Annotated in this window: 21 protein-coding genes and 4 tRNA genes; 15 read left to right on the forward strand and 10 right to left on the reverse strand. The window is 61.7% G+C overall.

The features are described 5' to 3' along the window. Positions 1–68 precede the first annotated feature (68 nt). The 6 genes from minD to NMB38_RS15965 all read left to right on the forward strand — a co-directional run bounded on the left by minD (position 69) and on the right by NMB38_RS15965 (position 5933). Complete coding sequence (gene minD, locus NMB38_RS15940; protein ID WP_012313198.1) at positions 69–881, forward strand: septum site-determining protein MinD; 813 nt, start codon at positions 69–71, stop codon at positions 879–881. Between the two features lie 3 nt (positions 882–884). Continuing rightward, the gene (minE, locus tag NMB38_RS15945; protein ID WP_009682849.1) at positions 885–1139 is read left to right on the forward strand and encodes a cell division topological specificity factor MinE; all 255 of its coding nucleotides are present in this window, start codon (positions 885–887) and stop codon (positions 1137–1139) included. A gap of 149 nt (positions 1140–1288) precedes the next feature. After that, entirely contained in the window at positions 1289–1924 is a 636-nt protein-coding gene (locus NMB38_RS15950) for an RluA family pseudouridine synthase (protein ID WP_027915793.1), read from the forward strand. Positions 1925–2135: 211 nt separating this feature from the next. After that, on the forward strand, positions 2136–3425 hold the full coding sequence (locus tag NMB38_RS15955) for a M18 family aminopeptidase (RefSeq protein ID WP_027915792.1): 1290 nt from the start codon (positions 2136–2138) through the stop codon (positions 3423–3425). 142 nt (positions 3426–3567) lie between these two features. Further along, a complete protein-coding gene (locus tag NMB38_RS15960; protein ID WP_165919273.1) occupies positions 3568–3735 on the forward strand; it encodes a hypothetical protein in 168 nt (55 codons plus the stop codon). 44 nt (positions 3736–3779) lie between these two features. After that, complete coding sequence (locus NMB38_RS15965) at positions 3780–5933, forward strand: mechanosensitive ion channel family protein (protein ID WP_027915791.1); 2154 nt, start codon at positions 3780–3782, stop codon at positions 5931–5933. Positions 5934–5986: 53 nt separating this feature from the next. Here NMB38_RS15965 and NMB38_RS15970 read toward each other — a convergent pair whose 3' ends face one another. Beyond that, a complete protein-coding gene (locus tag NMB38_RS15970) occupies positions 5987–6700 on the reverse strand; it encodes a UTRA domain-containing protein (RefSeq protein WP_345956345.1) in 714 nt (237 codons plus the stop codon). 325 nt (positions 6701–7025) lie between these two features. Here NMB38_RS15970 and NMB38_RS15975 point away from each other — a divergent pair, with 325 nt between their 5' ends. From NMB38_RS15975 to NMB38_RS16000, 6 genes are all read left to right on the forward strand, one after another. Further along, complete coding sequence (locus NMB38_RS15975; RefSeq protein WP_490806120.1) at positions 7026–8087, forward strand: ABC transporter substrate-binding protein; 1062 nt, start codon at positions 7026–7028, stop codon at positions 8085–8087. Positions 8088–8237: 150 nt separating this feature from the next. After that, entirely contained in the window at positions 8238–9044 is an 807-nt protein-coding gene (locus NMB38_RS15980; RefSeq protein ID WP_494354837.1) for an alkaline phosphatase family protein, read from the forward strand. Beyond that, positions 9041–9880: an ABC transporter permease gene (locus tag NMB38_RS15985; RefSeq protein WP_028686850.1), complete on the forward strand. Its 840-nt coding sequence runs from the start codon at positions 9041–9043 to the stop codon at positions 9878–9880. The genes NMB38_RS15980 and NMB38_RS15985 overlap by 4 nt, the downstream gene beginning before the upstream one ends. Continuing rightward, positions 9870–10664 (forward strand): ABC transporter permease, encoded by a 795-nt coding sequence (locus NMB38_RS15990; RefSeq protein ID WP_027915786.1) that lies wholly within the window; start codon positions 9870–9872, stop codon positions 10662–10664. The genes NMB38_RS15985 and NMB38_RS15990 overlap by 11 nt, the downstream gene beginning before the upstream one ends. A gap of 1 nt (position 10665) precedes the next feature. Then, positions 10666–11655 carry an ABC transporter ATP-binding protein gene (locus NMB38_RS15995; protein WP_027915785.1) on the forward strand — a complete coding sequence of 330 codons (990 nt, stop codon included), beginning with the start codon at positions 10666–10668 and terminating at the stop codon, positions 11653–11655. Between the two features lie 12 nt (positions 11656–11667). After that, positions 11668–12321 carry an HAD family hydrolase gene (locus tag NMB38_RS16000; RefSeq protein WP_027915784.1) on the forward strand — a complete coding sequence of 218 codons (654 nt, stop codon included), beginning with the start codon at positions 11668–11670 and terminating at the stop codon, positions 12319–12321. A 122-nt stretch (positions 12322–12443) separates the two neighbouring features. Here NMB38_RS16000 and NMB38_RS16005 read toward each other — a convergent pair whose 3' ends face one another. After that, positions 12444–13406: an NAD(P)H-quinone oxidoreductase gene (locus tag NMB38_RS16005; protein WP_027915783.1), complete on the reverse strand. Its 963-nt coding sequence runs from the start codon at positions 13404–13406 to the stop codon at positions 12444–12446. A gap of 143 nt (positions 13407–13549) precedes the next feature. Between NMB38_RS16005 and NMB38_RS16010 the strand changes: the two genes are divergently transcribed. After that, positions 13550–15631, forward strand: a complete 2082-nt coding sequence (locus NMB38_RS16010) for a carboxy terminal-processing peptidase (protein ID WP_165919272.1) — start codon at positions 13550–13552, stop codon at positions 15629–15631. Between the two features lie 148 nt (positions 15632–15779). Here NMB38_RS16010 and NMB38_RS16015 read toward each other — a convergent pair whose 3' ends face one another. From NMB38_RS16015 to bamJ, 4 genes are all read right to left on the reverse strand, one after another. Continuing rightward, a complete protein-coding gene (locus NMB38_RS16015) occupies positions 15780–16148 on the reverse strand; it encodes a hypothetical protein (RefSeq protein WP_027915781.1) in 369 nt (122 codons plus the stop codon). Beyond that, positions 16145–16486 carry a helix-turn-helix domain-containing protein gene (locus NMB38_RS16020; RefSeq protein ID WP_027915780.1) on the reverse strand — a complete coding sequence of 114 codons (342 nt, stop codon included), beginning with the start codon at positions 16484–16486 and terminating at the stop codon, positions 16145–16147. The genes NMB38_RS16015 and NMB38_RS16020 overlap by 4 nt, the downstream gene beginning before the upstream one ends. Before the next feature lie 126 nt (positions 16487–16612). Beyond that, positions 16613–17053, reverse strand: a complete 441-nt coding sequence (locus NMB38_RS16025; protein ID WP_088523743.1) for a YkvA family protein — start codon at positions 17051–17053, stop codon at positions 16613–16615. Between the two features lie 490 nt (positions 17054–17543). Next, positions 17544–18308 (reverse strand): BamJ family beta-barrel-assembly machinery protein, encoded by a 765-nt coding sequence (bamJ, locus tag NMB38_RS16030; protein ID WP_027915778.1) that lies wholly within the window; start codon positions 18306–18308, stop codon positions 17544–17546. Positions 18309–18632: 324 nt separating this feature from the next. On the opposite strand from bamJ, the gene map reads away from it, so the two are divergent. After that, on the forward strand, positions 18633–19433 hold the full coding sequence (map, locus tag NMB38_RS16035) for a type I methionyl aminopeptidase (protein ID WP_027915777.1): 801 nt from the start codon (positions 18633–18635) through the stop codon (positions 19431–19433). A 98-nt stretch (positions 19434–19531) separates the two neighbouring features. Here map and NMB38_RS16040 read toward each other — a convergent pair. The 4 genes from NMB38_RS16040 to NMB38_RS16055 all read right to left on the reverse strand — a co-directional run bounded on the left by NMB38_RS16040 (position 19532) and on the right by NMB38_RS16055 (position 20033). Next, a tRNA-Asp gene (locus NMB38_RS16040) sits at positions 19532–19608 on the reverse strand. 13 nt (positions 19609–19621) lie between these two features. After that, positions 19622–19697, reverse strand: a tRNA-Val gene (locus tag NMB38_RS16045). A 170-nt stretch (positions 19698–19867) separates the two neighbouring features. Next, a tRNA-Asp gene (locus NMB38_RS16050) sits at positions 19868–19944 on the reverse strand. A 13-nt stretch (positions 19945–19957) separates the two neighbouring features. Continuing rightward, positions 19958–20033 (reverse strand) — tRNA-Val (locus NMB38_RS16055). A gap of 215 nt (positions 20034–20248) precedes the next feature. Here NMB38_RS16055 and rdgC point away from each other — a divergent pair. After that, positions 20249–21169, forward strand: coding sequence for a recombination-associated protein RdgC (gene rdgC, locus NMB38_RS16060; RefSeq protein WP_049695574.1), 921 nt, complete (start codon positions 20249–20251; stop codon positions 21167–21169). Positions 21170–21206 lie beyond the last annotated feature (37 nt).

Here is a 21206-nt window from a genome sequence, read left to right on the forward strand (position 1 = left end):
TTTATCGTTGCCGTTATTTCAGTTATTTGCAGGGACTTGCGTCCCGATCATTTTAGGGGTGAAACACCTTGGCCAAGATTCTCGTGGTTACTTCCGGCAAAGGGGGTGTGGGCAAGACCACCACCAGCGCCGCCATCGGTACCGGCCTCGCACTGCGTGGCCACAAGACGGTTATCGTCGACTTCGACGTGGGCCTGCGTAACCTCGACCTGATCATGGGCTGCGAACGCCGCGTGGTGTACGACTTCGTCAACGTGGTCAATGGCGAAGCCAACCTGCAACAAGCCCTGATCAAGGACAAGCGCCTGGAAAACCTGTACGTGCTGGCTGCCAGCCAGACCCGTGACAAGGACGCGCTTACTCAGGAAGGCGTCGAGAAAGTCCTGATGGACCTCAAGGAGCAGTTCGAGTACGTGATCTGCGACTCGCCGGCCGGTATCGAGAAAGGTGCCCACCTGGCCATGTATTTCGCCGACGAGGCCATCGTGGTCACCAACCCCGAAGTGTCTTCGGTCCGTGACTCCGACCGCATGCTGGGCATCCTGTCGAGCAAGTCGCGCCGCTCGGAAAACGGCGAGGAGCCGATCAAGGAGCACCTGTTGATCACTCGCTACCACCCCGAGCGCGTCGTCAAGGGCGAAATGCTGAGCGTGGCCGACGTGGAAGAGATTCTCTCGATCAAGCTCAAGGGCGTGATTCCCGAATCGCAGGCGGTGCTCAAGGCATCCAACCAGGGTATCCCGGTCATTCTCGATGACCAGAGCGATGCCGGCCAGGCGTACAGTGACGCAGTCGACCGCCTGCTGGGCAAAGAGAAGCCGATGCGCTTCATCGATGTACAGAAGAAGGGATTCTTCGAGCGCATTTTCGGGAGCAAATAAACCATGAACCTTTTTGACTTCTTTCGTGGCAGACAGAAACAGACCAGCGCGTCGGTGGCGAAAGAGCGTCTACAGATCATCGTGGCGCACGAGCGCGGACAACGCAGCGAACCGGACTATCTGCCCGAGTTGCAGAAGGAACTGCTGGAAGTGATTCGCAAGTATGTGAACATCGGCAATGACGATGTGCATATCGAGCTGGAAAACCAGGGCAGCTGCTCCATTCTGGAGCTGAACATCACCCTGCCGGATCGCTGATCCGGCCAAGAGCCGGGGCTGCGCTGTAGCCCATTCGCGGCACGAGGCCGCTCCGACAAGGGATCGCGTTCCACTGTCGGAGCGGCCTTGCCGCGTATGGGTTGCAGCACAGCCCCGCTTTTTTCTCCCGATTCAACAGAGACCACGCAATGCCGCTGTCCACCCTCCAGATCCTTCACGAAGACGCCGCCATCCTGGTGATCAACAAGCCGACGCTGCTGCTGTCGGTCCCGGGCAGAGCTGACGACAACAAGGATTGCCTGATCACCCGCCTTCAGGAAAACGGCTATCCCGATGCGCTGATCGTGCATCGCCTGGACTGGGAAACCTCGGGCATCATCCTGCTGGCCCGCGATGCCGACAGCCACCGCGAGCTGTCGCGCCAGTTCCATGACAGGGAAACCGAAAAGGCCTACACCGCCCTGTGTTGGGGGCAGCCGGCCCTGGACAGCGGCAGCATCGACCTGCCACTGCGGTATGACCCACCTACCAAGCCACGCCACGTCGTGGATCATGAACAAGGCAAGCATGCGCTGACGTTCTGGCGGGTGGTGGAACGTTGCGGCGAGTATTGCCGTGTGGAGCTGACGCCGATCACAGGGCGCTCGCACCAACTGCGTGTGCACATGCTATCGATCGGCCACCCGCTGCTGGGTGATCGGCTGTATGCCAACCCCCAGGCCTTGGCCGCCCACGAGCGGCTTTGCCTGCATGCATCGATGCTCAGCTTTACCCACCCGGTGTCCGGTGAACGCCTCAGATTCGAGTGCCCGGCACCGTTTTGATGGGGTGTGCTGTGGCTAGCAGTCCACGAGCGCTGCTGGGCCTGTCCTGACGAGCTGCAATGCAGGCCGAAGCGCTGGGGCCGCAGTGCGGCCTGGAGCCTGCGCTATACCTTCGCAACAACTGTCGCCTGGCCAACCGCACAACCCACAGCCCGACACCGCTCGGCGACTCAATACGCTAAACTCGCGCCACTGCTGTCTGGAGTGAACTATGCGCGATGTACTCAATGCAGGCCTGATCGATTTTCTGAAGGCCTCCCCTACTCCCTTCCACGCTACTGCCAGCCTGGCCCTGCGCCTGGAGGCCGCTGGTTACCAGCGCCTGGACGAACGCGAGAGCTGGTCCGTCGTGTCGGGCGGGCGCTATTACGTCACCCGCAACGATTCCTCGATCATCGCGATCAAGATGGGCAGGCAGGCGCCGCTGCTCAACGGCATCCGCATGGTCGGCGCCCACACCGATAGCCCCTGCCTGCGGGTCAAGCCGCAGCCGGAACTGCAGCGCCAGGGCTTCTTGCAACTGGGCGTGGAAGTGTATGGCGGTGCCCTGCTGGCGCCGTGGTTCGACCGCGACCTGTCGCTGGCGGGGCGGGTCACCTACCGCCGTGACGGCAAGGTGGAAAGCCAGCTGATCGACTTCAAGTTGCCGATCGCCGTCATCCCCAACCTGGCCATCCACCTCAACCGTACCGCCAACGATGGCTGGCATATCAACCCGCAGACCGAACTGCCACCGATCCTGGCCCAGGTGGCCGGTGACGAGCGCATCGACTTTCGCGCCCTGCTGACCGAGCAACTGGCACGCGAGCACCAACTCAACGCCGACGTGGTACTGGACTACGAGCTGAGTTTCTACGATACCCAGGACGCCGCGCAGATCGGGCTCAATGGCGACTTCATTGCCGGCGCCCGCCTGGACAACCTGCTGTCGTGCTATGCCGGGCTGCAGGCCCTGCTGGCCGCTGACAGCGATGAAACCTGCATCCTGGTGTGCAATGACCACGAGGAAGTCGGCAGCAGCTCGGCCTGCGGCGCCGACGGGCCGATGCTCGAGCAGACGTTGCAGCGCCTGTTGCCCGACGGTGACGCCTACGTGCGCACCATCCAGCGCTCGTTGATGGTCTCGGCCGACAATGCCCATGGCGTGCATCCGAACTACGCCGACAAGCACGACGGCAACCACGGCCCGAAACTCAACGCAGGGCCGGTGATCAAGGTGAACAACAACCAGCGCTACGCCACCAACAGCGAAACCGCCGGCTTCTTCCGCCACTTGTGCATGGCCGAAGAAGTACCGGTGCAGAGCTTCGTGGTACGCAGCGACATGGGCTGTGGCTCGACCATAGGGCCCATTGCGGCCAGTCACCTTGGCGTGCGGACGGTCGACATCGGGCTGCCGACCTTCGCCATGCACTCCATCCGCGAGCTGTGCGGCAGCCATGACCTGGCGCACTTGGTGAAGGTCCTGACAGCGTTCTACCGCAGCCACGACTTGCCGTGAGCCACGCGGGGCGCCGGGGTGCTACACACCCGGCGCCAACAGGCCGCGCTGCTGCACATGGCCGACGAGTCCGCTTCCAGCAGGCCAGGTCGGGGGTTAGCGACTATGCTAAAGGCATGTCTCACTGCAAAGGACTGTCGCCATGTCACCCTTCCTGGCCCTGCTGATTCCCGTCTGCGCATCGCTGTTGTTGCTGACCCTCGGGTTCGGCCTGCGCGAGCGCGATGTTGGCGTGCTGATGATGTGGGTGGGCACCCTGGGCATCTTCGGCCTGACCTGCTGGAAGATCCTGGAGAAACTGCCGTCATAAACCTCTACACTCGGGCAATCGTTTGACCTGAGGTAGATCTGCCCGTGCCTGCCCTTCTGCGTTACCTGTTTGTTGTGCTGTTGCTGTTCATAGGTTCTGCACACGCAGCAGGCCTGCCCGGCCTTCTGGGTTCCAGTGCCCCCGCCCAGCCCGAGGCTTCCGAGCCGCTGGGCAAATCTCTCGACGAGGTGATCAAGAGCCTGGAGAACGACCAGCAGCGTGCCAAACTCCTGGCCGACCTGAAAAAGCTGCGCGACGCCACGCAAAAGTCGCAACCGAGCGTTGAGCAAGGCGTGCTCGGCTTGATCGGTGGCGCCCTGCACGATTTCGAAAAGCAGTTCACCGGGGAAGCCAACCCGTTCCAGCGCTGGGGCATGGAAATCGACCAGGCCCAGGAAGAACTGGCGGCCTTGATGGTGCCTGTTCACCAATGGCCCGCGATCCTGTTCGGCTTTGCTGCGGTTATCGCGGTGTGGAGCGTACTGGCGTTCGCGTTCAACTGGGTGGGCCATCGGGTCCGCCTGCGATTCGGCCTGAGCGAAGAACTGCCCCAGCATCCTCGCACCTGGGACCTGGTCCGCTTCGCCCTGCGCAAGCTGGGCCCCTGGTTGGTCGCGCTGGTGTTCACGGTGTACCTGAGCTTCGTACTGCCCCCGTCGCTGGGTAAATCGCTGGCCATGGTGCTGGCGTATGCCCTGGTGGTCGGCACCTGCTTCTCGGCCATCTGCGTGATCGCGTTTTCCCTGCTGGACGGCCCGCACCGCCACCGGGCATTGCACATCCTGCGCCACCGTGCATTCCGACCCTTGTGGCTGATCGGCAGCTTTGCCGCCTTCGGCGAGGCCATGAGCGACCCGCGCCTCACCGCTGCGCTGGGCATACACCTGGCTCATGGGGTGGCAACCCTGGCCAACGTCGTCGCCGCGGTGTGCACCGGCCTGTTCATCCTGCGTTTTCGCCGGCCCATTGCCCACCTGATCCGCAACCAACCCTTGTCGCGCCGCCTGACGCGACGAACCCTGAGCGATACCATCGAGATCCTGGGCAGTTTCTGGTTCATTCCGGCGCTGATTCTGGTAGCCATCTCGCTGTTCGCCACTTTCGTTTCGGCCGGTGATACCAGCACGGCGCTTCGCCAGTCACTGATGTGCACGGTGCTGGTGGTGGTGTGCATGGTGCTCAATGGCCTGGTGCGCCGCCACGCTGCCAACCCCAAGCGCGCCGGCAAGCGCCATGCGGTGTATGCCGAGCGGCTGCGCAACTTTGGCTACTTGTTGGTCCACCTGTTCATCTGGCTGGTGTTCATCGAACTGGGTCTTCGGGTATGGGGGCTGTCGATGATCAGCTTCGCCGAAGGCGATGGGCATGACATCAGCCTGCGCCTGATGGGCCTGGCAGGGACGCTGATTGTCGCGTGGCTGGTGTGGATCCTGGCGGACACAGCGGTACACCATGCGCTGGTCCGCTCGCGCCGCGGCATGGCCAACGCCCGGGCGCAGACCATGATGCCGTTGATCCGCAACGTGATGTTCGTGTTCATCTTCATCATCGCGGTGATCGTCGCCCTGGCCAACATGGGCATGAACGTGACGCCGCTGCTGGCCGGTGCCGGTGTCATCGGCCTGGCGATCGGCTTCGGCGCCCAGTCGCTGGTGGCCGACCTGATCACCGGGCTGTTCATCATCATCGAGGACTCCCTGGCCATCGACGACTACGTGGATGTCGGCGGCCACCTGGGTACGGTGGAAGGCCTGACCATCCGCACCGTGCGTCTGCGGGACATCGATGGCATCGTGCACACCATTCCTTTCAGCGAAATCAAGAGCATCAAGAACTACTCCCGCGAATTCGGCTATGCGATCTTCCGCGTGGCGATCCCCTACAACATGAACATCGACCAGGCGATCACACTGGTGCGCGAGGTCGGTCAGAAGCTGCGCAGCGATCCGCTGATGCGCCGCAACATCTGGTCGCCGCTGGAACTGCAAGGGGTGGAGAGCTTCGAGTCGGGTTCAGCGGTGTTGCGGGCACGCTTCAAGACGGCGCCGATCAAGCAGTGGGAGGTGTCGCGGGCCTTCAACCTGGCACTCAAGCGCCAGCTCGACGAAGCCGGGTTGGACTTGGCAACGCCCAGGTTGTCGGTGCAGGTGGTAACGGCCGGCGCAGGCGCCATGACACAAACCGAGCCGTCCGGTTGAAGCCGGTTGGCCATGGATCGCGTCCTCGCTGGCGCCCTCAAGAGGCCGCCCGGCTAGCCTGCCTGTGCCCTGATGCAGATGGCGTCATGGCGCCAGTATTCAAGGTCGCAGTCGATCAGTTGCCCCTGCTGGTCGCTGTTGACCCGGGTGATTTGCAGCCCAGGGCTGCCTGCTGACACCTTCAACGCACCGGCCGCCTGCACGGGCAATGCGGTGGGCAGGATCTCGAAGCACACCTGCCCGTAGTGCAGACCGTACTGGCGCGCGTAGATTTCGGTCAATGACTGGGCCAGGTCTTGCTCGAGGATGGCCGGAAAGTAACGCGGGTTGAGGTAGTGCTCGGCGTACAGCACCGCCCTGCCGTCGATGCGCCTGAGCCTGCAGATGCGCACCACACTGGACAACGCCGGCAGTTGCAACCGCGCGCAAATGGCTGCCGACGCGGGCTGCAGCCGAGCCGACAGCAACTCGGTACTGGCGGCCCGCCCCTGCTCACGCACCATTGCATGAAAGTGGCTGCGCGCGATGAGGTCATAGCTCAAGCGTTCGGGGGCGACGAACCAGCCCCGCCGCTCCTCGCGATAGATCAACCCCCTTGCCTCCAACTGCACCAACGCTTCGCGCAGGGTGATGCGCGTGGTGGCGAAGAGTTCGCTGAGCCGGCGTTCGGCAGGCAGCTTGCCGCCAGGCGCCAAAAGGCCGTGTCCGATCTGCTCCTCAAGGGCGTTACAGATGGCTGTTACCGCGCGCGGTGGCATCGGCTGCATCAAAGGTTACCTATCTGGACTAGGCCAGCCCCACTACAGGGCACGGGGCACTGGATACAAGCCTAGGCAGGGCTGATGAACATCCCGTGACAAGACTGCCCGGCTGGTGCTGCCAGAAACGGGCCAGGCCTTGTGAAGCCCCGCTCGCAGGTGGTCTACGCTGTATTGCCAGAGGCCGCGATCAGGCAGCTGGACCTGGGGCTACATCAAATTGTCACGCTACCGGCCTACCTTGGCTCAAGGTTTGCTGACCTAGACCAAGGCTGCAGACAACGGCTTCATACACAACAGCGTTCGGTCGATGCACCCACCCAAGGAGCTACGGATGAAAAAGTTGTTCATGGCGTCACTGCTCGGTTCGGCAATCGCGTTCTGCACGTCGGCCATGGCCGCAGATGACCTCAAGGCACTGGAGGATGCCGCCCGCAAGGAAGGCATGGTCAACAGCGTGGGCATGCCCGACGCCTGGGCCAACTGGAAGGACACCTGGCAGGACCTGGCCAGCAAGTACGGGCTCAAGCACAGCGACACCGACATGAGTTCGGCGCAGGAAATCGCCAAGTTCGAGGCGGAGAAAGACAACGCCAGTGCCGACATCGGCGATGTGGGCGCAGCGTTCGGACCCATCGCCATCGCCAAGGGCGTAAGCCAGCCGTACAAGCCAAGCACCTGGGACCAGGTGCCAGAGTGGGCCAAGGACAAGGACGGCCATTGGGCGCTGGCCTACACCGGCACCATCGCGTTCATCATCAACAAGGACCTGGTCAAGGAGTCAGAGCGGCCCAAGACCTGGCACGACCTGGAGCGCGGCACGTACAAGGTGGCCATCGGTGATGTCGGCACCGCCGCCCAGGCCGCCAATGGTGTGCTGGCCGCCGCCATCGCCTACAAGGGCGATGAGAGCAACGTGGCCCCAGGCCTGCAACTGTTCACCAAGCTGGCCCAGCAAAAGCGCCTTTCTCTGGCTAACCCGACCATCCAGACCCTGGAAAAGGGCGAGGTGGAAGTGGGCGTGGTCTGGGACTTCAATGGCTTGAGCTACCGCGATCAGATCGACCCCAAGCGCTTCGAAGTGCTGATCCCATCGGACGGCTCGATCACCTCGGGCTACACCACCATCATCAACATGTACGCAAAACACCCCAATGCCGCGAAGCTGACGCGTGAATACATCTTCAGCGATGCCGGGCAGATCAACCTGGCCAAGGGGCATGCACGCCCGATCCGCGCCGAGCACCTGAAGTTGCCGGAAGATGTGCAGGCCAAATTGCTGCCCAACGAGCAATATGCGCCTGCGCAGCCGATCAAGAACGCCGAGGTGTGGGAAGCGACCTCCAAGAAGCTGCCGCAGATGTGGCAGGAGCAGGTGATCATCGAGATGGAATGAGGCATGCAGACGGGCCTGCCAGCTGCCACGCTGGCCGTCCCGCCTGTATGGCAGCCCCAGCGAGCCGGCGTCGCGCCAGCAGTAACTCCCCGGCGCGGCGCCGCGCAATGCGAGCGCCCCCTTCCCCGATGGTTTTTTGCGGAGTCATCAATGAGCCACAACGTCATCCTGGTGCTGTTGGACGGGCTGAACTATCAGGTTGCCCACCACGCCATGGGCCACTTGCACGCCTATGTCGAGGCCGACCGCGCCGCGCTTTACCGCATGGAGTGCGAGTTGCCGTCGCTGTCCCGTCCGCTGTACGAGTGCATTCTCACGGGTGTGCCCCCTATCGACAGCGGCATCGTGCACAACAACGTCAACCGGCTTTCCAACCAGCGCAGCGTGTTCCACTACGCCCGCGAGGCCAACCTGGGCACGGCAGCGGCGGCCTATCACTGGATGAGCGAGCTCTACAACCGCTCCCCGTTCGACCCCCAGCGTGACCGGCATACCCACGCCCCCAAGTTGCCCATCCAGCACGGGTTGTTCTACTGGGACGATCGCTACCCCGATTCACACCTGCTGGCGGACGGCGAATACCTGCGCCGGCGCCATGCGCCCAACTTCCTGCTGGTGCACCCGATGAGCATCGACGATGTGGGCCACCACCATGGGCTGGACAGCAGCCAATACCGCAATGCTGCCCGCAGCGCGGACATCCTGCTGGCCGATTACCTGCCCAGGTGGCTCGACGAGGGCTATCAAGTGCTGGTGACCGCCGACCATGGCATGAACAACGATCGCTCGCACAACGGGCTGCTGGCCGAAGAGCGCGAAGTACCCCTGTTCGTGGTCGGCGCAGCCTTCAGCCTCGACCCATCGGCCAAGCCACTGCAGACCGACCTGTGCGGGACCATCTGTGAGTTGCTTGGCGCCGCTCACGACAAATCGGTCTGCCGGGAGTTGCTCAAATGAGCCAATCGCCTCGTGGCCGTTACCTGGCGTTGCTGTGCCTGGTGCCCTTCGCTGCCGTTTTCGTGATCTTCCAGATCGCCCCGCTGGCCTGGGTGGCGCTGAGCAGCCTGCAGTCGGAGGCGGGTTGGGGCATGGACAACTTCAGCAAGGTGTTCGCCTCCAAGTTCTACCTGCAAGCCCTGCAACGCAGCCTGGAGATCAGCTTCTGGTCCAGCCTGTTCGGCATCATCATCGCGACCCTGGGCGCCTATTCGCTGCGTCAGGTGGACTCGCGGCTGCGCGACTTCGTCAGTGCCTTTGCCAACATGACCAGCAATTTTGCCGGCGTGCCGCTGGCGTTCGCGTTCATCATCCTGCTCGGCTTCAACGGCGCATTGACCTTGTTGCTCAAGCAGATGGGCCTGCTGGAAGACTTCAGCATCTACTCCAAGAGCGGGCTGATCCTGGTGTACACCTATTTCCAGATCCCCTTGGGTGTCCTGCTGCTGTACCCGGCCTTCGACGCGCTGCGCGAAGACTGGCGCGAGTCGGCTGCGCTGCTGGGCGCCAATCACTGGCAGTTCTGGCGGCACATCGGGCTGCCGGTGCTGGCCCCGGCGCTGCTGGGCACCTTCGTCATCCTGCTGGCCAATGCCCTGGGCGCCTACGCCACGGTCTATGCCCTGACCACCGGTAACTTCAACGTACTGCCCATACGCATCGCGGGCCTGGTGGCCGGCGACATCAGCCTCGATCCGAACCTTGCCAGTGCCCTGGCAATGGTGCTGGTAGGGCTGATGACGGTGGTTACCGTGGTGCATCAATGGTTGTTGAAAAGGAGCTACCATGCGCGCTGACCCCAAAGGAGGCGGCTGGTACCACCGCGCCGTGGTCTACCTGCTGTTTCTGATTTTGCTGATGCCACTGGCCGGCACCCTGCTCTACTCCCTGGCCACCAGTTGGTCGGCCACCCTGCTTCCCAGCGGCCTGACCCTGAAGTGGTACGTGGCGTTGTGGAGCGAGCCGCGCTTTCTGGCGGCATTCGGCCAGTCGCTGCTGGTGTGCGTCGGCGCGCTGCTGCTGTCGGTCGTGCTGATCCTGCCACTGCTGTTCGTGGTGCACTATCACTTCCCCCGGCTCGACGCGTTGATGAATGTCCTGATCCTGCTGCCGTTTGCCGTACCACCTGTGGTGTCGTCGGTGGGGTTGCTGCAACTGTATGGCAGTGGGCCGATGGCCATGGTGGGGACACCGTGGATTCTGATCGGCTGCTACTTCACCATCGCCCTGCCCTTCATGTACCGGGCCATCACCAACAACCTGCAGGCCATCAATCTGCGCGACCTGATGGACGCGGCGCAGTTGCTGGGCGCCAGCACCTGGCAGGCGGCTTTGCTGGTGGTACTCCCCAACCTGCGCAAGGGCCTGATGGTGGCCCTGCTGCTGTCGTTCTCGTTCCTGTTCGGGGAATTCGTGTTCGCCAACCTGCTGGTGGGCACGCGCTACGAGACCCTGCAGGTGTACCTCAACAACATGCGCAACAGCAGCGGCCACTTCAACAGTGCGCTGGTGATCTCCTATTTCGCCTTCGTGCTGATCCTGACGTGGGTCGCCAACCGCTTGAACAAGGACAAGACCTGACATGAGCTACGTCAGCGTACGCAACCTGCAAAAAAGCTACGCCGGTAGCCCGGTATTCAGCCAGATCGATTGCCAGATCGAACGGGGCGAGTTCATCACCCTGCTCGGCCCCTCAGGGTGCGGCAAGTCCACGCTGCTGCGCTGCATCGCCGGGCTCACGCCCGTTGACAGCGGGCAGATCCTGCTCGACGGCATCGACATCGTGCCGCAGAGCCCGCAGAAGCGCGGTATCGGCATGGTCTTCCAGAGCTACGCGCTGTTTCCCAACATGACGGTGGAGCAGAATGTCGCATTCGGGCTGCGCATGCAGAAGGTCAGGGGTGATGAAAGCCAGGCACGGGTGCGCGAGGCATTGCAGCTGGTGGAATTGAATGACTTCGCCGCACGTTACCCTCACCAGTTGTCTGGCGGGCAATGCCAGCGCGTCGCCCTGGCCCGCTCCCTGGTCACCCGCCCCCGACTGCTGTTGCTGGACGAGCCGCTTTCGGCGCTCGATGCGCGTATTCGCAAACACCTGCGTGAACAGATCCGCGCCATCCAGAGGGAACTGGGTTTGACCACGATCTTCGTTACCCATGACCAGGAAGAGGCCTTGACGCTGTCAGACCGCATCTTCCTGATGAATCAGGGCCGTATCGTGCAAAGCGGTGATGCAGAGACTCTCTACACGGCCCCGGTGGACCTGTTTGCCGCCGGTTTCATCGGCAATTACAACCTGCTGGACGCCGACAGTGCCAGCCGCCTGCTGCAGCGGCCTGTCACCGGGCGCCTGGCCATACGCCCAGAATCCATCACACTGGGTCTGCACGGCGAACTCGACGCCCAGGTGCGCAGTCACAGCCTGCTGGGCAACGTGATACGTTATCGGGTGCAGGTACGCGAGGTAGAGCTGGTGGTGGATGTGCTCAACCGCTCACCCGCCGACCTGCATGCCGACGGTCAGCGGGTCAGCGTGTCGATAGACCCCAGTGCGCTACGGGAAGTGGCTTAAGGAGATGCATGTATGGCGCTAGCCATTTTCGATCTGGACGAAACCCTGATTCACGGCGACTGCGCGTCACTGTGGAGCGAACACATGGCCCGGCTGGGGTGGGTGGATGGTGACACGTTCTTGCGCCGTGACCGCGCGCTCATGGAGGCCTACAGCAAAGGCGAGCTGGCGATGGAAGATTACATGGCGTTCAGCCTGGAGCCGATTGCCGGGCGGACCCTGGAAGAGGTCGCACACTTGGTCGAGCCGTGGGTGGAAGATGTCATCGAACCGATCATTTTAGGCGATGCCTGCCGCTGCATCGCCGAACATCGCAAGCGCGGGGACCGGGTGCTGATCATTTCTGCGTCAGGGGTACACCTGGTTGGACCGATTGCTGCACGCCTGGGCGTGGACGAATACCTGGCAATCGACTTGGAGGCCCGCAATGGCGTCTATACCGGGGCTACCCATGGCGTACTCACCTACCAGGAAGGCAAGATCACCCGCTTGATGGCCTGGCTGGACCAGGAGCAGGAAAACCTGGAGGGCGCGAGCTTCTATTCCGACTCGCGCAATGACCTGCCCTTGTTGCTGAAGGTGGATCACCCTTGTGCCGTGAACCCGGACCCTGTGTTGCGCGAGCATGCGCAAGCCCACGGTTGGCCGATCTTGAGCTGGCACTGAACCCGCGTTCGCTGTTCAGTGCCAAGGCTTGCCCTGCCCCCGTGGGCCTGCGTTCACGCAGGCCCGCAGGGACTATGAGGGCGCCATGAGGCCAGTACCCGAGCAGGCAAGCGGGCCCGACACTAGGCCAGGCTCGGGTCGATGATCATGACCAGCTTGCCGGACACCTGGTTGGTCTCGAGTTCGGCGTAGGCTGCCTGGGCGAACTCCACCGGGTAGGTATCAACCAACTGCGGTGACAACCGCCCCTCGGTAAACAGCGGCCAGACTTGCTGGTGCAAGTCACTCAACAGTTCGGCCTTGAACGCATCGTCACGGTTGCGCAAGGTCGAGCCCGTGATCTGCGCCCGCTTGCCCATGACCTGGGCCAAGTCCAGTTCGAACGTGCGTCCACCCATCACGCCGATGATCACCCAGCGCCCGTCGCGGGCCAGCAGCTTGAGGTTCAGCTCGCCATAGCTGGCGCCGACCGGGTCGAGAATCACATCGAATGGGCCGATGGCTTCCAGGTCATCGAGGTTCTGGTTGCGCACCACGCCACCTGCCGCGCCCAGGGCCTGGCAATACGCCAGTCGCTCGGCCGAGCCGACGCTGACCCAGACGCTGTTGCCGAACGCCTTGCACAGTTGAATGGCAGCCGACCCCACGCCGCTGGCACCGGCGTGCACCAGCACCTTCTCGCCGGCTTTGACGCCGCCCAGCTGGAAGATGTTCAGCCACGCCGTCGCGTAGACCTCCGGCAGGGCTGCCGCTTCATGCAGGCTAAGCCCTTCGGGCACAGGCAGCACGTGCCGCGCATCGACGATCACTTCCTCGGCCATGGCACCGCTGGCCAGCAGTGCGCACACCCTGTCGCCCACCCGCCAGGCTGCCCCGGCCCCCACTTCTGCGATCACGCCGGCACATTCCAGGCCCATGTAGGGGCTGGCGCCGGGCGGCGGCGGATAGAGCCCTTTCATCTGCAGCAAATCGGCACGGTTCAACCCCGCAGCCGCGACCCGGATGCGTACTTGTCCTGCGTCACACGCCGGACGTTCGGCTTCGACCCAGGTGACATGTCCGTCAACGCCTTGCAATGCCTTCACAGTGCCTCCATAGTTGAATCATATGACCGAGCCTGGGCCACCCGTGCCCAGGCTTTTTGCAGTATGCGCCCGGTTTTTATGGAACCGGCGAACGGAAAAGACGGCCTACTATGCGTGATCAATTGCCCCCACGTCGAATCAGCATGAAGCATTTCCTACCCAGCACCGCCCTGGCACTGATGATCGGCCTTGGCAGCCTTACGCTCGGCGGCAATGCGGCGGCCGCCAACAAATGGGACAGCCTGCAACCGGACCGCGACGAAATCGTCGCCAGCCTCAACGTGGTGGAGCTGCTCAAACGCCATCACTACAGCAAGCCGCCCTTGGATGACGCCCGTTCGGTCATCATCTACGACGGCTACATCAAGCTGTTGGACCCGGCGCGCAGCTATTTCACCGCCGCCGACATCGCCGAATTCGACAAGTGGAAGACGCAGTTCGACGACTTCCTCAAAAGCGGCAACCTCGACCCTGGCTTCACCATCTACAAGCGCTACCTGGACCGGGTCAAGCAGCGCCTGGACTTCGCCTTGGCCGAGCTCAACAAGGGCGTGGACAAGATCGACTTCACGGTCAACGAGACCTTGCTGATCGACCGCAAGGACGCGCCTTGGCTCAAGGACCAGGCTGCCCTGGACGACCTGTGGCGTAAACGCGTCAAGGACGAGGTGCTGCGCCAGAAGATTGCTGGCAAAGAGCCCAAGCAGATTCAGGAAACCCTGATCAAGCGCTACAAGAACCAGCTGGCACGCCTGGATCAGACCCGCGCCGAAGACATTTTCCAGGCGTACATCAATACGTTTGCCCAGTCCTACGACCCGCACACCAACTACCTGTCGCCGGACAACGCCGAAAACTTCGACATCAACATGAGCCTGTCGCTCGAAGGGATTGGCGCGGTGCTGCAAAGCGACAACGATCAGGTCAAGATCGTGCGCCTGGTACCGGCGGGGCCTGCGGCCAAGACCAAGCAGGTCGCACCGGCCGACAAGATCATAGGCGTTGCTCAGGGCAACAAGGAAATGGTCGACGTCGTCGGCTGGCGCCTGGACGAAGTGGTCAAGCTGATTCGCGGCCCCAAGGGCTCGGTGGTACGCCTGGAAATCATCCCGGCGAGTAACGCCCCCAGCGATCAGACCAGCAAGATCGTGTCGATCACGCGTGAAGCGGTCAAGCTCGAAGAGCAGGCGGCCAAGAAGTCCGTGCTCAAACTCAAGCAGGACGGGCGTGACTACAAACTCGGCATTATCGAGATCCCGGCGTTCTACCTGGACTTCAAGGCCTACCGCGCAGGTGATCCGGAGTACAAGAGCACCACGCGTGACGTGAAGAAGCTGCTGACCGAGCTGCAGAAAGAGAAAGTCGACGGCGTGGTCATCGACTTGCGCAACAATGGCGGTGGTTCGCTGCAGGAAGCGACCGAGCTGACCAGCCTGTTCATCGAAAAAGGCCCTACTGTGCTGGTGCGCAATAGCGATGGCCGTGTGGATGTGCTTGAAGATGAAAACCCAGGTGCCTTCTACAAGGGGCCGCTGGCCTTGCTAGTCAACCGCCTGTCCGCCTCGGCATCGGAGATTTTCGCTGGCGCCATGCAGGATTATCACCGCGCGTTGATCATTGGTGGCCAGACCTTCGGCAAGGGCACCGTGCAGACCATTCAGCCACTTAACCATGGCGAGCTCAAGCTGACCCTGGCCAAGTTCTACCGGGTTTCCGGGCAGAGCACCCAGCACCAGGGCGTATTGCCGGACATCGACTACCCGTCGATCATCGACACCAAGGAAATCGGCGAAAGCGCCCTGCCCGAGGCGATGCCATGGGACACCATCCGTCCTGTCGTCAAGCCTGCGGTAGACCCCTTCAAGCCTTACCTGGCCCAGCTCAAGGCTCAGCACCAGGCACGCAGCGACAAGGATGCCGAGTTCATCTACATCCGCGACCGCCTGGCATTGACCCAGAAACTGATGACCGAAAAGACCGTCAGCCTCAATGAGCAAGAGCGTCGGGCGCGTCACGATGAAGTCGAGGCCAAGCAACTGGCTCTGGAAAACATCCGTCGCAAGGCCAAGGGCGAGGAACCGCTCAAGGAGCTGAAGAAAGAAGATGAGGATGCACTGCCGGCCGAGGATGAAGACACCAAGCCGGAAGACGACGCCTACCTGTCGGAAACCGGGCGCATCCTGATCGATTACCTCAGCGCCAGCACCAAGGTGGCTAAGAAGTAAGCGGCAGACCCTGGGGAGGGACGATCCATTCGCCACCCTCCCCTGATGTGTAAAGAAAAGCCGGGCTCATTGATGCCCGGCTTTCTTTTTGGGTCATTGGTAGGAGCGCCTGGAGAAGGGTTGGAGGGCTCAGCGTTGCTGGGTCTGATCAGGCGGGATCGGGATACGTGTATTCGAATACGCGTGCGACTTCAGAGGCATGCCAGGAAGCGGCCTCCATGCCATCGACAGGCCCTGTGAAGCGCCCTAACCGCTCGACGCACTCAAAGAAGCCTGTGCGCGGCAAGCGGCTGGCACCCTGGCTGATCACCAATGAACTGCGCAGGGGTTGTTCGGCACGCGCATCCAGCACTGCCAGGTACTCAAGCGCTGCGGTCAGTGTCTGCATGGCAGGACTTGGCAGTTGCAGGCGCTCGATGAGCGCTCGGTAGGTCAGCAAATGACGTTGCCGTCGGGCCAGATCCAGCTCGCCCAGCAGGTTGTCCCAGTGCTGGCGGCTGATCCTGACCTGACTCATGAAGCCTCGCTCCAGCCAGGCACACCCAGGTGCCAGGCCAGGGCACGGCGAATGGCGGCATCGGGCTCCCGCTCGCCCGACTCGATCATCGCCAGGTAAGCCGGGCTCACCCCCACATTGCGGGCCAGGTGCTCGGCGGCGATGCCTTTGTCCCGGCGTATGGCACCTACTTCGCTAAATGCGGGCAAAGCGGCATGTGAGGCGGCTTCTTCGACAGGTGACTGTACTGGGGTATTCGCTGGGGCCTGCCCTGCTGCCTTGAGCAGCGCCTGGTAGTCTTCCCACGGTACGACGGCATACTCGGGTTGACCGTCGCGGCTGATGACCTGAATATCCATTGCAAAAATCCCTTCGAGAGGACTACTGAAGGTAATCCATTGGCGTGTTTCATGTGCCAATTATATGACCAAGTTCAGGATCTTTGCAGTCGAGCGCTGTCAGGGTTCTACCGTGTCACTGACGCCTCAAGGGATTTCACGCTCCAGACGCAGGTCTTCGGGGGTGGCTGGAAGACGCTCAACTACCTGCAGCCGTTCTGGCGACTGGGTGTCCCGCCAGGCCTTGAAGCGCTCCAGTTCATCGGAAACGGTCTTGAGCACCCACCCCAGCACGGCGATGTCATCCAGAAAACCTACGCCCAGCAACCAGTCCGGGATGGCGTCGATGGGGCTTACGAAATAAAGCAGACCGGCAACGATCGTAATCAAGGCCTTGCGGTTGATCGCCCGGTACTCGCCTCGCCACCATGCCAGGCACAGGGCCTGCATCAACTTCACGTCTTCGCGCAGTTGGCCCAAGCGTGGCCCTTTGCGGGCCACCGCGAACAGCAGCGCCGGCAAGCGCCCACGGCTGAGCAGGCGCTCTGCCAGGGGCAGGAAGCGCGTGAAATTCCAAGGTGCCTTCATGGTGCCTCCAGACGGAAAAGGTTATCCACATTTATTGTGGATAACCTTGTGAACAGGGGGACGTTTCCGAGCCCGCTGGCCCATAAACAGGGCACCGGACAAGATCGGGCATTTTTTACACAGCGGTTACAGAGCACTGCGCGGGCCCGCCCTAGGACAGTTATTTCAGACGCAGCTTACACCCAGCGCCTGTCCTTGTTCGGACCATGGGCGCCAGAGCAGGTTCGAACGGGATGCCCAAATGCGAACGTCCTGTAAGGCAGCTCCGCCACAGGTTCAGCACGGCTCTGAATGTCATCAGATACCCGTGTAGGCGGAGTACGCTGTACCCGCGCAGTTACGGCCTTGCCGGGGCTGCGGATCGGCCGCGCAGCCTCCCCAGGATTTAGCTTTGCCGCAGATACTATTAGGGCCGCATAGCGGCCCCAATGGTATCAAGTGAACCGAACGCTCCGTGATGACAGCGCGCTCGTTTCAATCGAAACACGCCTTACTTGGCAGGTGCTTCAGCCGGTGCGTCGGCAGGCGCTTCGGCCTCAGGCTCACCACCTTGCAGCTGCGCTGGGTCCTTGATCGCGATCAGTTCCAGGTCGAACACCAGAACCGAATTGGCCGGGATCAACGGGCTCGGGCTCTGGGCGCCGTAGGCCAGGTCAGCAGGGATGAACAACTTGTACTTCTCGCCAACGTGCATCAATTGCAACGCTTCGACCCAACCTGGGATCACGCCGCTGACCGGCAGGTCGATCGGGCTGCCGCGCTCGACGGAGCTGTCGAAGACCTTGCCGTCGATCAACTTGCCTTCATAGTGAACGGTCACCACGTCGGTTGGCTTGGGCTGCGGACCATCGGCCTTCTTGACAACTTCGTACTGCAGACCCGATGCGGTGGTCACCACGCCTTGCTTCTTGCCGTTTTCTTCAAGGAACTTCTTGCCCGCAGTGGCCGCCTCTTCGCTGGCCTTGGCCAGGCGTTCTTCGGAACGCTTCTGCAAGGCAGTGAAGGCTTCTACCAGTTCTTCGTCCTTCAGGCGCTGCTCTTTCTTGCCAACGGCGTCCTCGATACCCAGCGCTACCGCCTTGGAATCGAGGTCGTCCATGCCTTCCTGCGCCAGGCTCTTGCCCATGTTCAGGCCAATGCCGTAGGAAGCTTTCTGCGCAGGCGTCTTCAGTTCGGGGCTGCTGGCCTGCTGATCACAACCAGCCAGTACCAGGCCTACCAGGGCAACCGCAGCCGCCAAACGATGCTGTTTCATGCTAATTCCTTGTTCATGCGCCATAAGGGCAATCAGGGTAGAGGCCGCGAGCTTAGCAGGCGGCCCTCACCAATGGCTACCGGCATAGGAGCGGGTTTGAGTAAGTAAGTTCAGCAAGTGAATCGTTATTCATCAACCAGGTAACAGCTTCATGCCATGACCTGACAGATCCCCCGCGCCAGCGCTAAAGTCATATTTAAAACAGCAGGTACCGACAAAGAAATCATCCACGATCAAGTGACGCATCGGTGCTCGACGGTGGCATGTGGGTATGCCGTGGGTCTATGCTTTGAGGCATTCTAGCTGGAGTGATTATTCGCGTTTATGTCCAAGGTCATCATCAAATCCCCCGCCGAGCTCGACCTGATGCGCCGCGCAGGCCAACTGCTGGCACAGGTGTTCGCCGAACTCGACAGTTTCATCCGTCCAGGCATCACCACCCTGCAGATCAATGACCACGCAGAAGACTTCATCGTCCAGGCCCTTCGGGCAAGACCGGCCAGCAAAGGCCAGTACGGCTTTCCCTATGCGCTCAATACCTCGGTCGATCATGTGGTGTGCCATGGCATGCCTGACGCCGATGAAGTACTCAAAGAAGGTTCGATCGTCAACGTCGACATCACGCTGGAACAAGGCGGTTACATTGCTGACTCTTCTAAAATGTACGCCATCGGGCAGATCGATGATGAAGCCCGGCGCCTGATCGACACCACCTATGCGGCGCTGTGGAAAGGCATCGAGCAAGTACGACCTGGGGCCACCCTGGGTGACATTGGCCATGCCGTGCAGGCGCATGCCGAGGCCGCAGGCTACAGCGTGGTCCGAGAGTATTGTGGGCATGGCATTGGCCAGCAGATGCATGAAGCGCCAGAGGTGCTGCATGTCGGTCAGCGCGGCATGGGCATGAAGCTCAAGCCAGGCATGGTGTTCACCATCGAGCCCATGATCAACCAGGGCGGGCGCGGCACCCGCACGCTCAAGGATGGCTGGAGCGTGGTGACACGTGACGGCAGCCTGTCAGCGCAATGGGAGCACACGGTGGCCGTGACGGACGAAGGGTTCGAGGTACTGACCCTGCGGGCCGAGGAGCGCCCAGGCCTCAATGGCCAGGCGGCCCGGGCCTGAAAGACGACTATAAAACTGAAATGCAGGCATAAAAAAAGCGACCCTAGGGTCGCTTTCTTATTGCTTCAGGGTGTTCAGTGGGCCCTTGAAGCTGAATATGGCGCAGCGGACGGGACTCGAACCCGCGACCCCCGGCGTGACAGGCCGGTATTCTAACCGACTGAACTACCGCTGCGCTATACATCGAGTGGTGGGTGATGACGGGATCGAACCGCCGACCCTCTGCTTGTAAGGCAGATGCTCTCCCGGCTGAGCTAATCACCCATGTCTCTCGGTGTGGCGCGCATTCTACGGACAACTTTCAATGCTGGCAAGCACTTATGGCTTTTTTTTATACCCTGCACGTTCGCATGAAATTCAAGGCATAAAAAAAGCGACCCTAAGGTCGCTTTCTGTTTGCTTCAGGGTGTTCAGTGGGCCCTTGAAGCTGAATATGGCGCAGCGGACGGGACTCGAACCCGCGACCCCCGGCGTGACAGGCCGGTATTCTAACCGACTGAACTACCGCTGCGCTATACATCGAGTGGTGGGTGATGACGGGATCGAACCGCCGACCCTCTGCTTGTAAGGCAGATGCTCTCCCGGCTGAGCTAATCACCCTTCGTCTCGGTGTGGGGCGCATTCTACGGACGGCCCTGCCCCCTGGCAAGCACTTTCTTTCACTTTATTTCGAAAAAAGTACAGATCTTTCAACGACCTAGCGTAACGGCCCGATTTCGTCCGGTTTGTGCACTGCTGGCCCTCTGACAGGGTTGGCCTTCCGGGGCTGGTAGGAGAATAATGCCCGCCTTATGCATTAATGAGAGACTTCCCCGATGTGGTTCAAGAACCTGCTGACCTACCGCCTGACCCAGGACGTGCCCTTCGAGCCTGAAGCCCTGGAGGCTGCCCTGGCCAGCAAGCCAGCCCGTCCGTGCGCCAGCCAGGAGCTGGCCACCTACGGTTTCGTCGCCCCGTTCGGCAAGGGCGAAGATGCCCCGCTGGTGCACGTCAGTGGCGATTACCTGCTGATCGCTGCACGCAAGGAAGAACGTATTCTGCCCAGCAGCGTGGTCAATGACGCGGTCAAGGAAAAGGTCGAAGAGATCGAGACCGAACAGATGCGCAAGGTCTACAAGAAGGAGCGTGACCAGATCAAGGACGAGATCATTCAGGCCTTCCTGCCTCGCGCCTTCATTCGCCGCTCGATGATCTTCGCTGCCATCGCCCCGCGCCTGGGGGTGATTCTGGTCAACTCGGCCAGCGCCAAACGCGCCGAAGACCTGCTGTCCACGCTGCGCGAAGTGATGGGCTCGCTGCCCGTGCGGCCGGCCACCGTCAAGATCGCCCCGGTGGCCACCATGACCGACTGGGTCAAATCCCAGAATGCCGCCGAAGGCTTCTATGTGCTGGACGAATGCGAGCTGCGCGACACGGCCGAAGATGGCGGCATCGTGCGCTGCAAGCGCCAGGACCTGACTGGCGAGGAAATCCAGCTGCACCTGAGTACCGGCAAGGTCGTGACCCAACTCGCCCTGGCCTGGCAGGACAAACTGTCGTTCGTGCTGGACGACAAGATGGTCATCAAGCGCCTGAAATTCGAGGAACTGCTGCAGGAGCAGGCCGAGCAGGATGGCGGTGACGAGGCCGCGCAGCAGTTCGACGCCAGCTTCCAGCTGATGATGATGACATTTGCAGAGTTCCTGCCCGTGCTCTTCGAAGCTTTGGGCGGCGAAGAAATCCCGCAAGGGGTGTGAGCCCGCTGCGGGTTGGCAGTACCCACGACACTTGAGT

It is taken from the genome of Pseudomonas sp. FBCC-B35, from assembly GCF_059133755.1.

What these genes read in the sequence shown, in the direction of transcription:
- minE (WP_009682849.1), top strand. Translation starts at nt 885, where the DNA reads ATGAACCTTTTTGACTTCTTTCGTGGCAGACAGAAACAGACCAGCGCG.
- NMB38_RS15950 (WP_027915793.1), top strand. Translation starts at nt 1,289, where the DNA reads ATGCCGCTGTCCACCCTCCAGATCCTTCACGAAGACGCCGCCATCCTG.
- NMB38_RS15955 (WP_027915792.1), top strand. Translation starts at nt 2,136, where the DNA reads ATGCGCGATGTACTCAATGCAGGCCTGATCGATTTTCTGAAGGCCTCC.
- NMB38_RS15960 (WP_165919273.1), top strand. Translation starts at nt 3,568, where the DNA reads ATGTCACCCTTCCTGGCCCTGCTGATTCCCGTCTGCGCATCGCTGTTG.
- NMB38_RS15970 (WP_345956345.1), bottom strand. Translation starts at nt 6,700, where the DNA reads ATGCAGCCGATGCCACCGCGCGCGGTAACAGCCATCTGTAACGCCCTT.
- NMB38_RS15975 (WP_490806120.1), top strand. Translation starts at nt 7,026, where the DNA reads ATGAAAAAGTTGTTCATGGCGTCACTGCTCGGTTCGGCAATCGCGTTC.
- NMB38_RS15980 (WP_494354837.1), top strand. Translation starts at nt 8,238, where the DNA reads ATGAGCCACAACGTCATCCTGGTGCTGTTGGACGGGCTGAACTATCAG.
- NMB38_RS15985 (WP_028686850.1), top strand. Translation starts at nt 9,041, where the DNA reads ATGAGCCAATCGCCTCGTGGCCGTTACCTGGCGTTGCTGTGCCTGGTG.
- NMB38_RS15990 (WP_027915786.1), top strand. Translation starts at nt 9,870, where the DNA reads ATGCGCGCTGACCCCAAAGGAGGCGGCTGGTACCACCGCGCCGTGGTC.
- NMB38_RS15995 (WP_027915785.1), top strand. Translation starts at nt 10,666, where the DNA reads ATGAGCTACGTCAGCGTACGCAACCTGCAAAAAAGCTACGCCGGTAGC.
- NMB38_RS16000 (WP_027915784.1), top strand. Translation starts at nt 11,668, where the DNA reads ATGGCGCTAGCCATTTTCGATCTGGACGAAACCCTGATTCACGGCGAC.
- NMB38_RS16010 (WP_165919272.1), top strand. Translation starts at nt 13,550, where the DNA reads ATGAAGCATTTCCTACCCAGCACCGCCCTGGCACTGATGATCGGCCTT.
- NMB38_RS16015 (WP_027915781.1), bottom strand. Translation starts at nt 16,148, where the DNA reads ATGAGTCAGGTCAGGATCAGCCGCCAGCACTGGGACAACCTGCTGGGC.
- NMB38_RS16020 (WP_027915780.1), bottom strand. Translation starts at nt 16,486, where the DNA reads ATGGATATTCAGGTCATCAGCCGCGACGGTCAACCCGAGTATGCCGTC.
- NMB38_RS16025 (WP_088523743.1), bottom strand. Translation starts at nt 17,053, where the DNA reads ATGAAGGCACCTTGGAATTTCACGCGCTTCCTGCCCCTGGCAGAGCGC.
- bamJ (WP_027915778.1), bottom strand. Translation starts at nt 18,308, where the DNA reads ATGAAACAGCATCGTTTGGCGGCTGCGGTTGCCCTGGTAGGCCTGGTA.
- map (WP_027915777.1), top strand. Translation starts at nt 18,633, where the DNA reads ATGTCCAAGGTCATCATCAAATCCCCCGCCGAGCTCGACCTGATGCGC.
- rdgC (WP_049695574.1), top strand. Translation starts at nt 20,249, where the DNA reads ATGTGGTTCAAGAACCTGCTGACCTACCGCCTGACCCAGGACGTGCCC.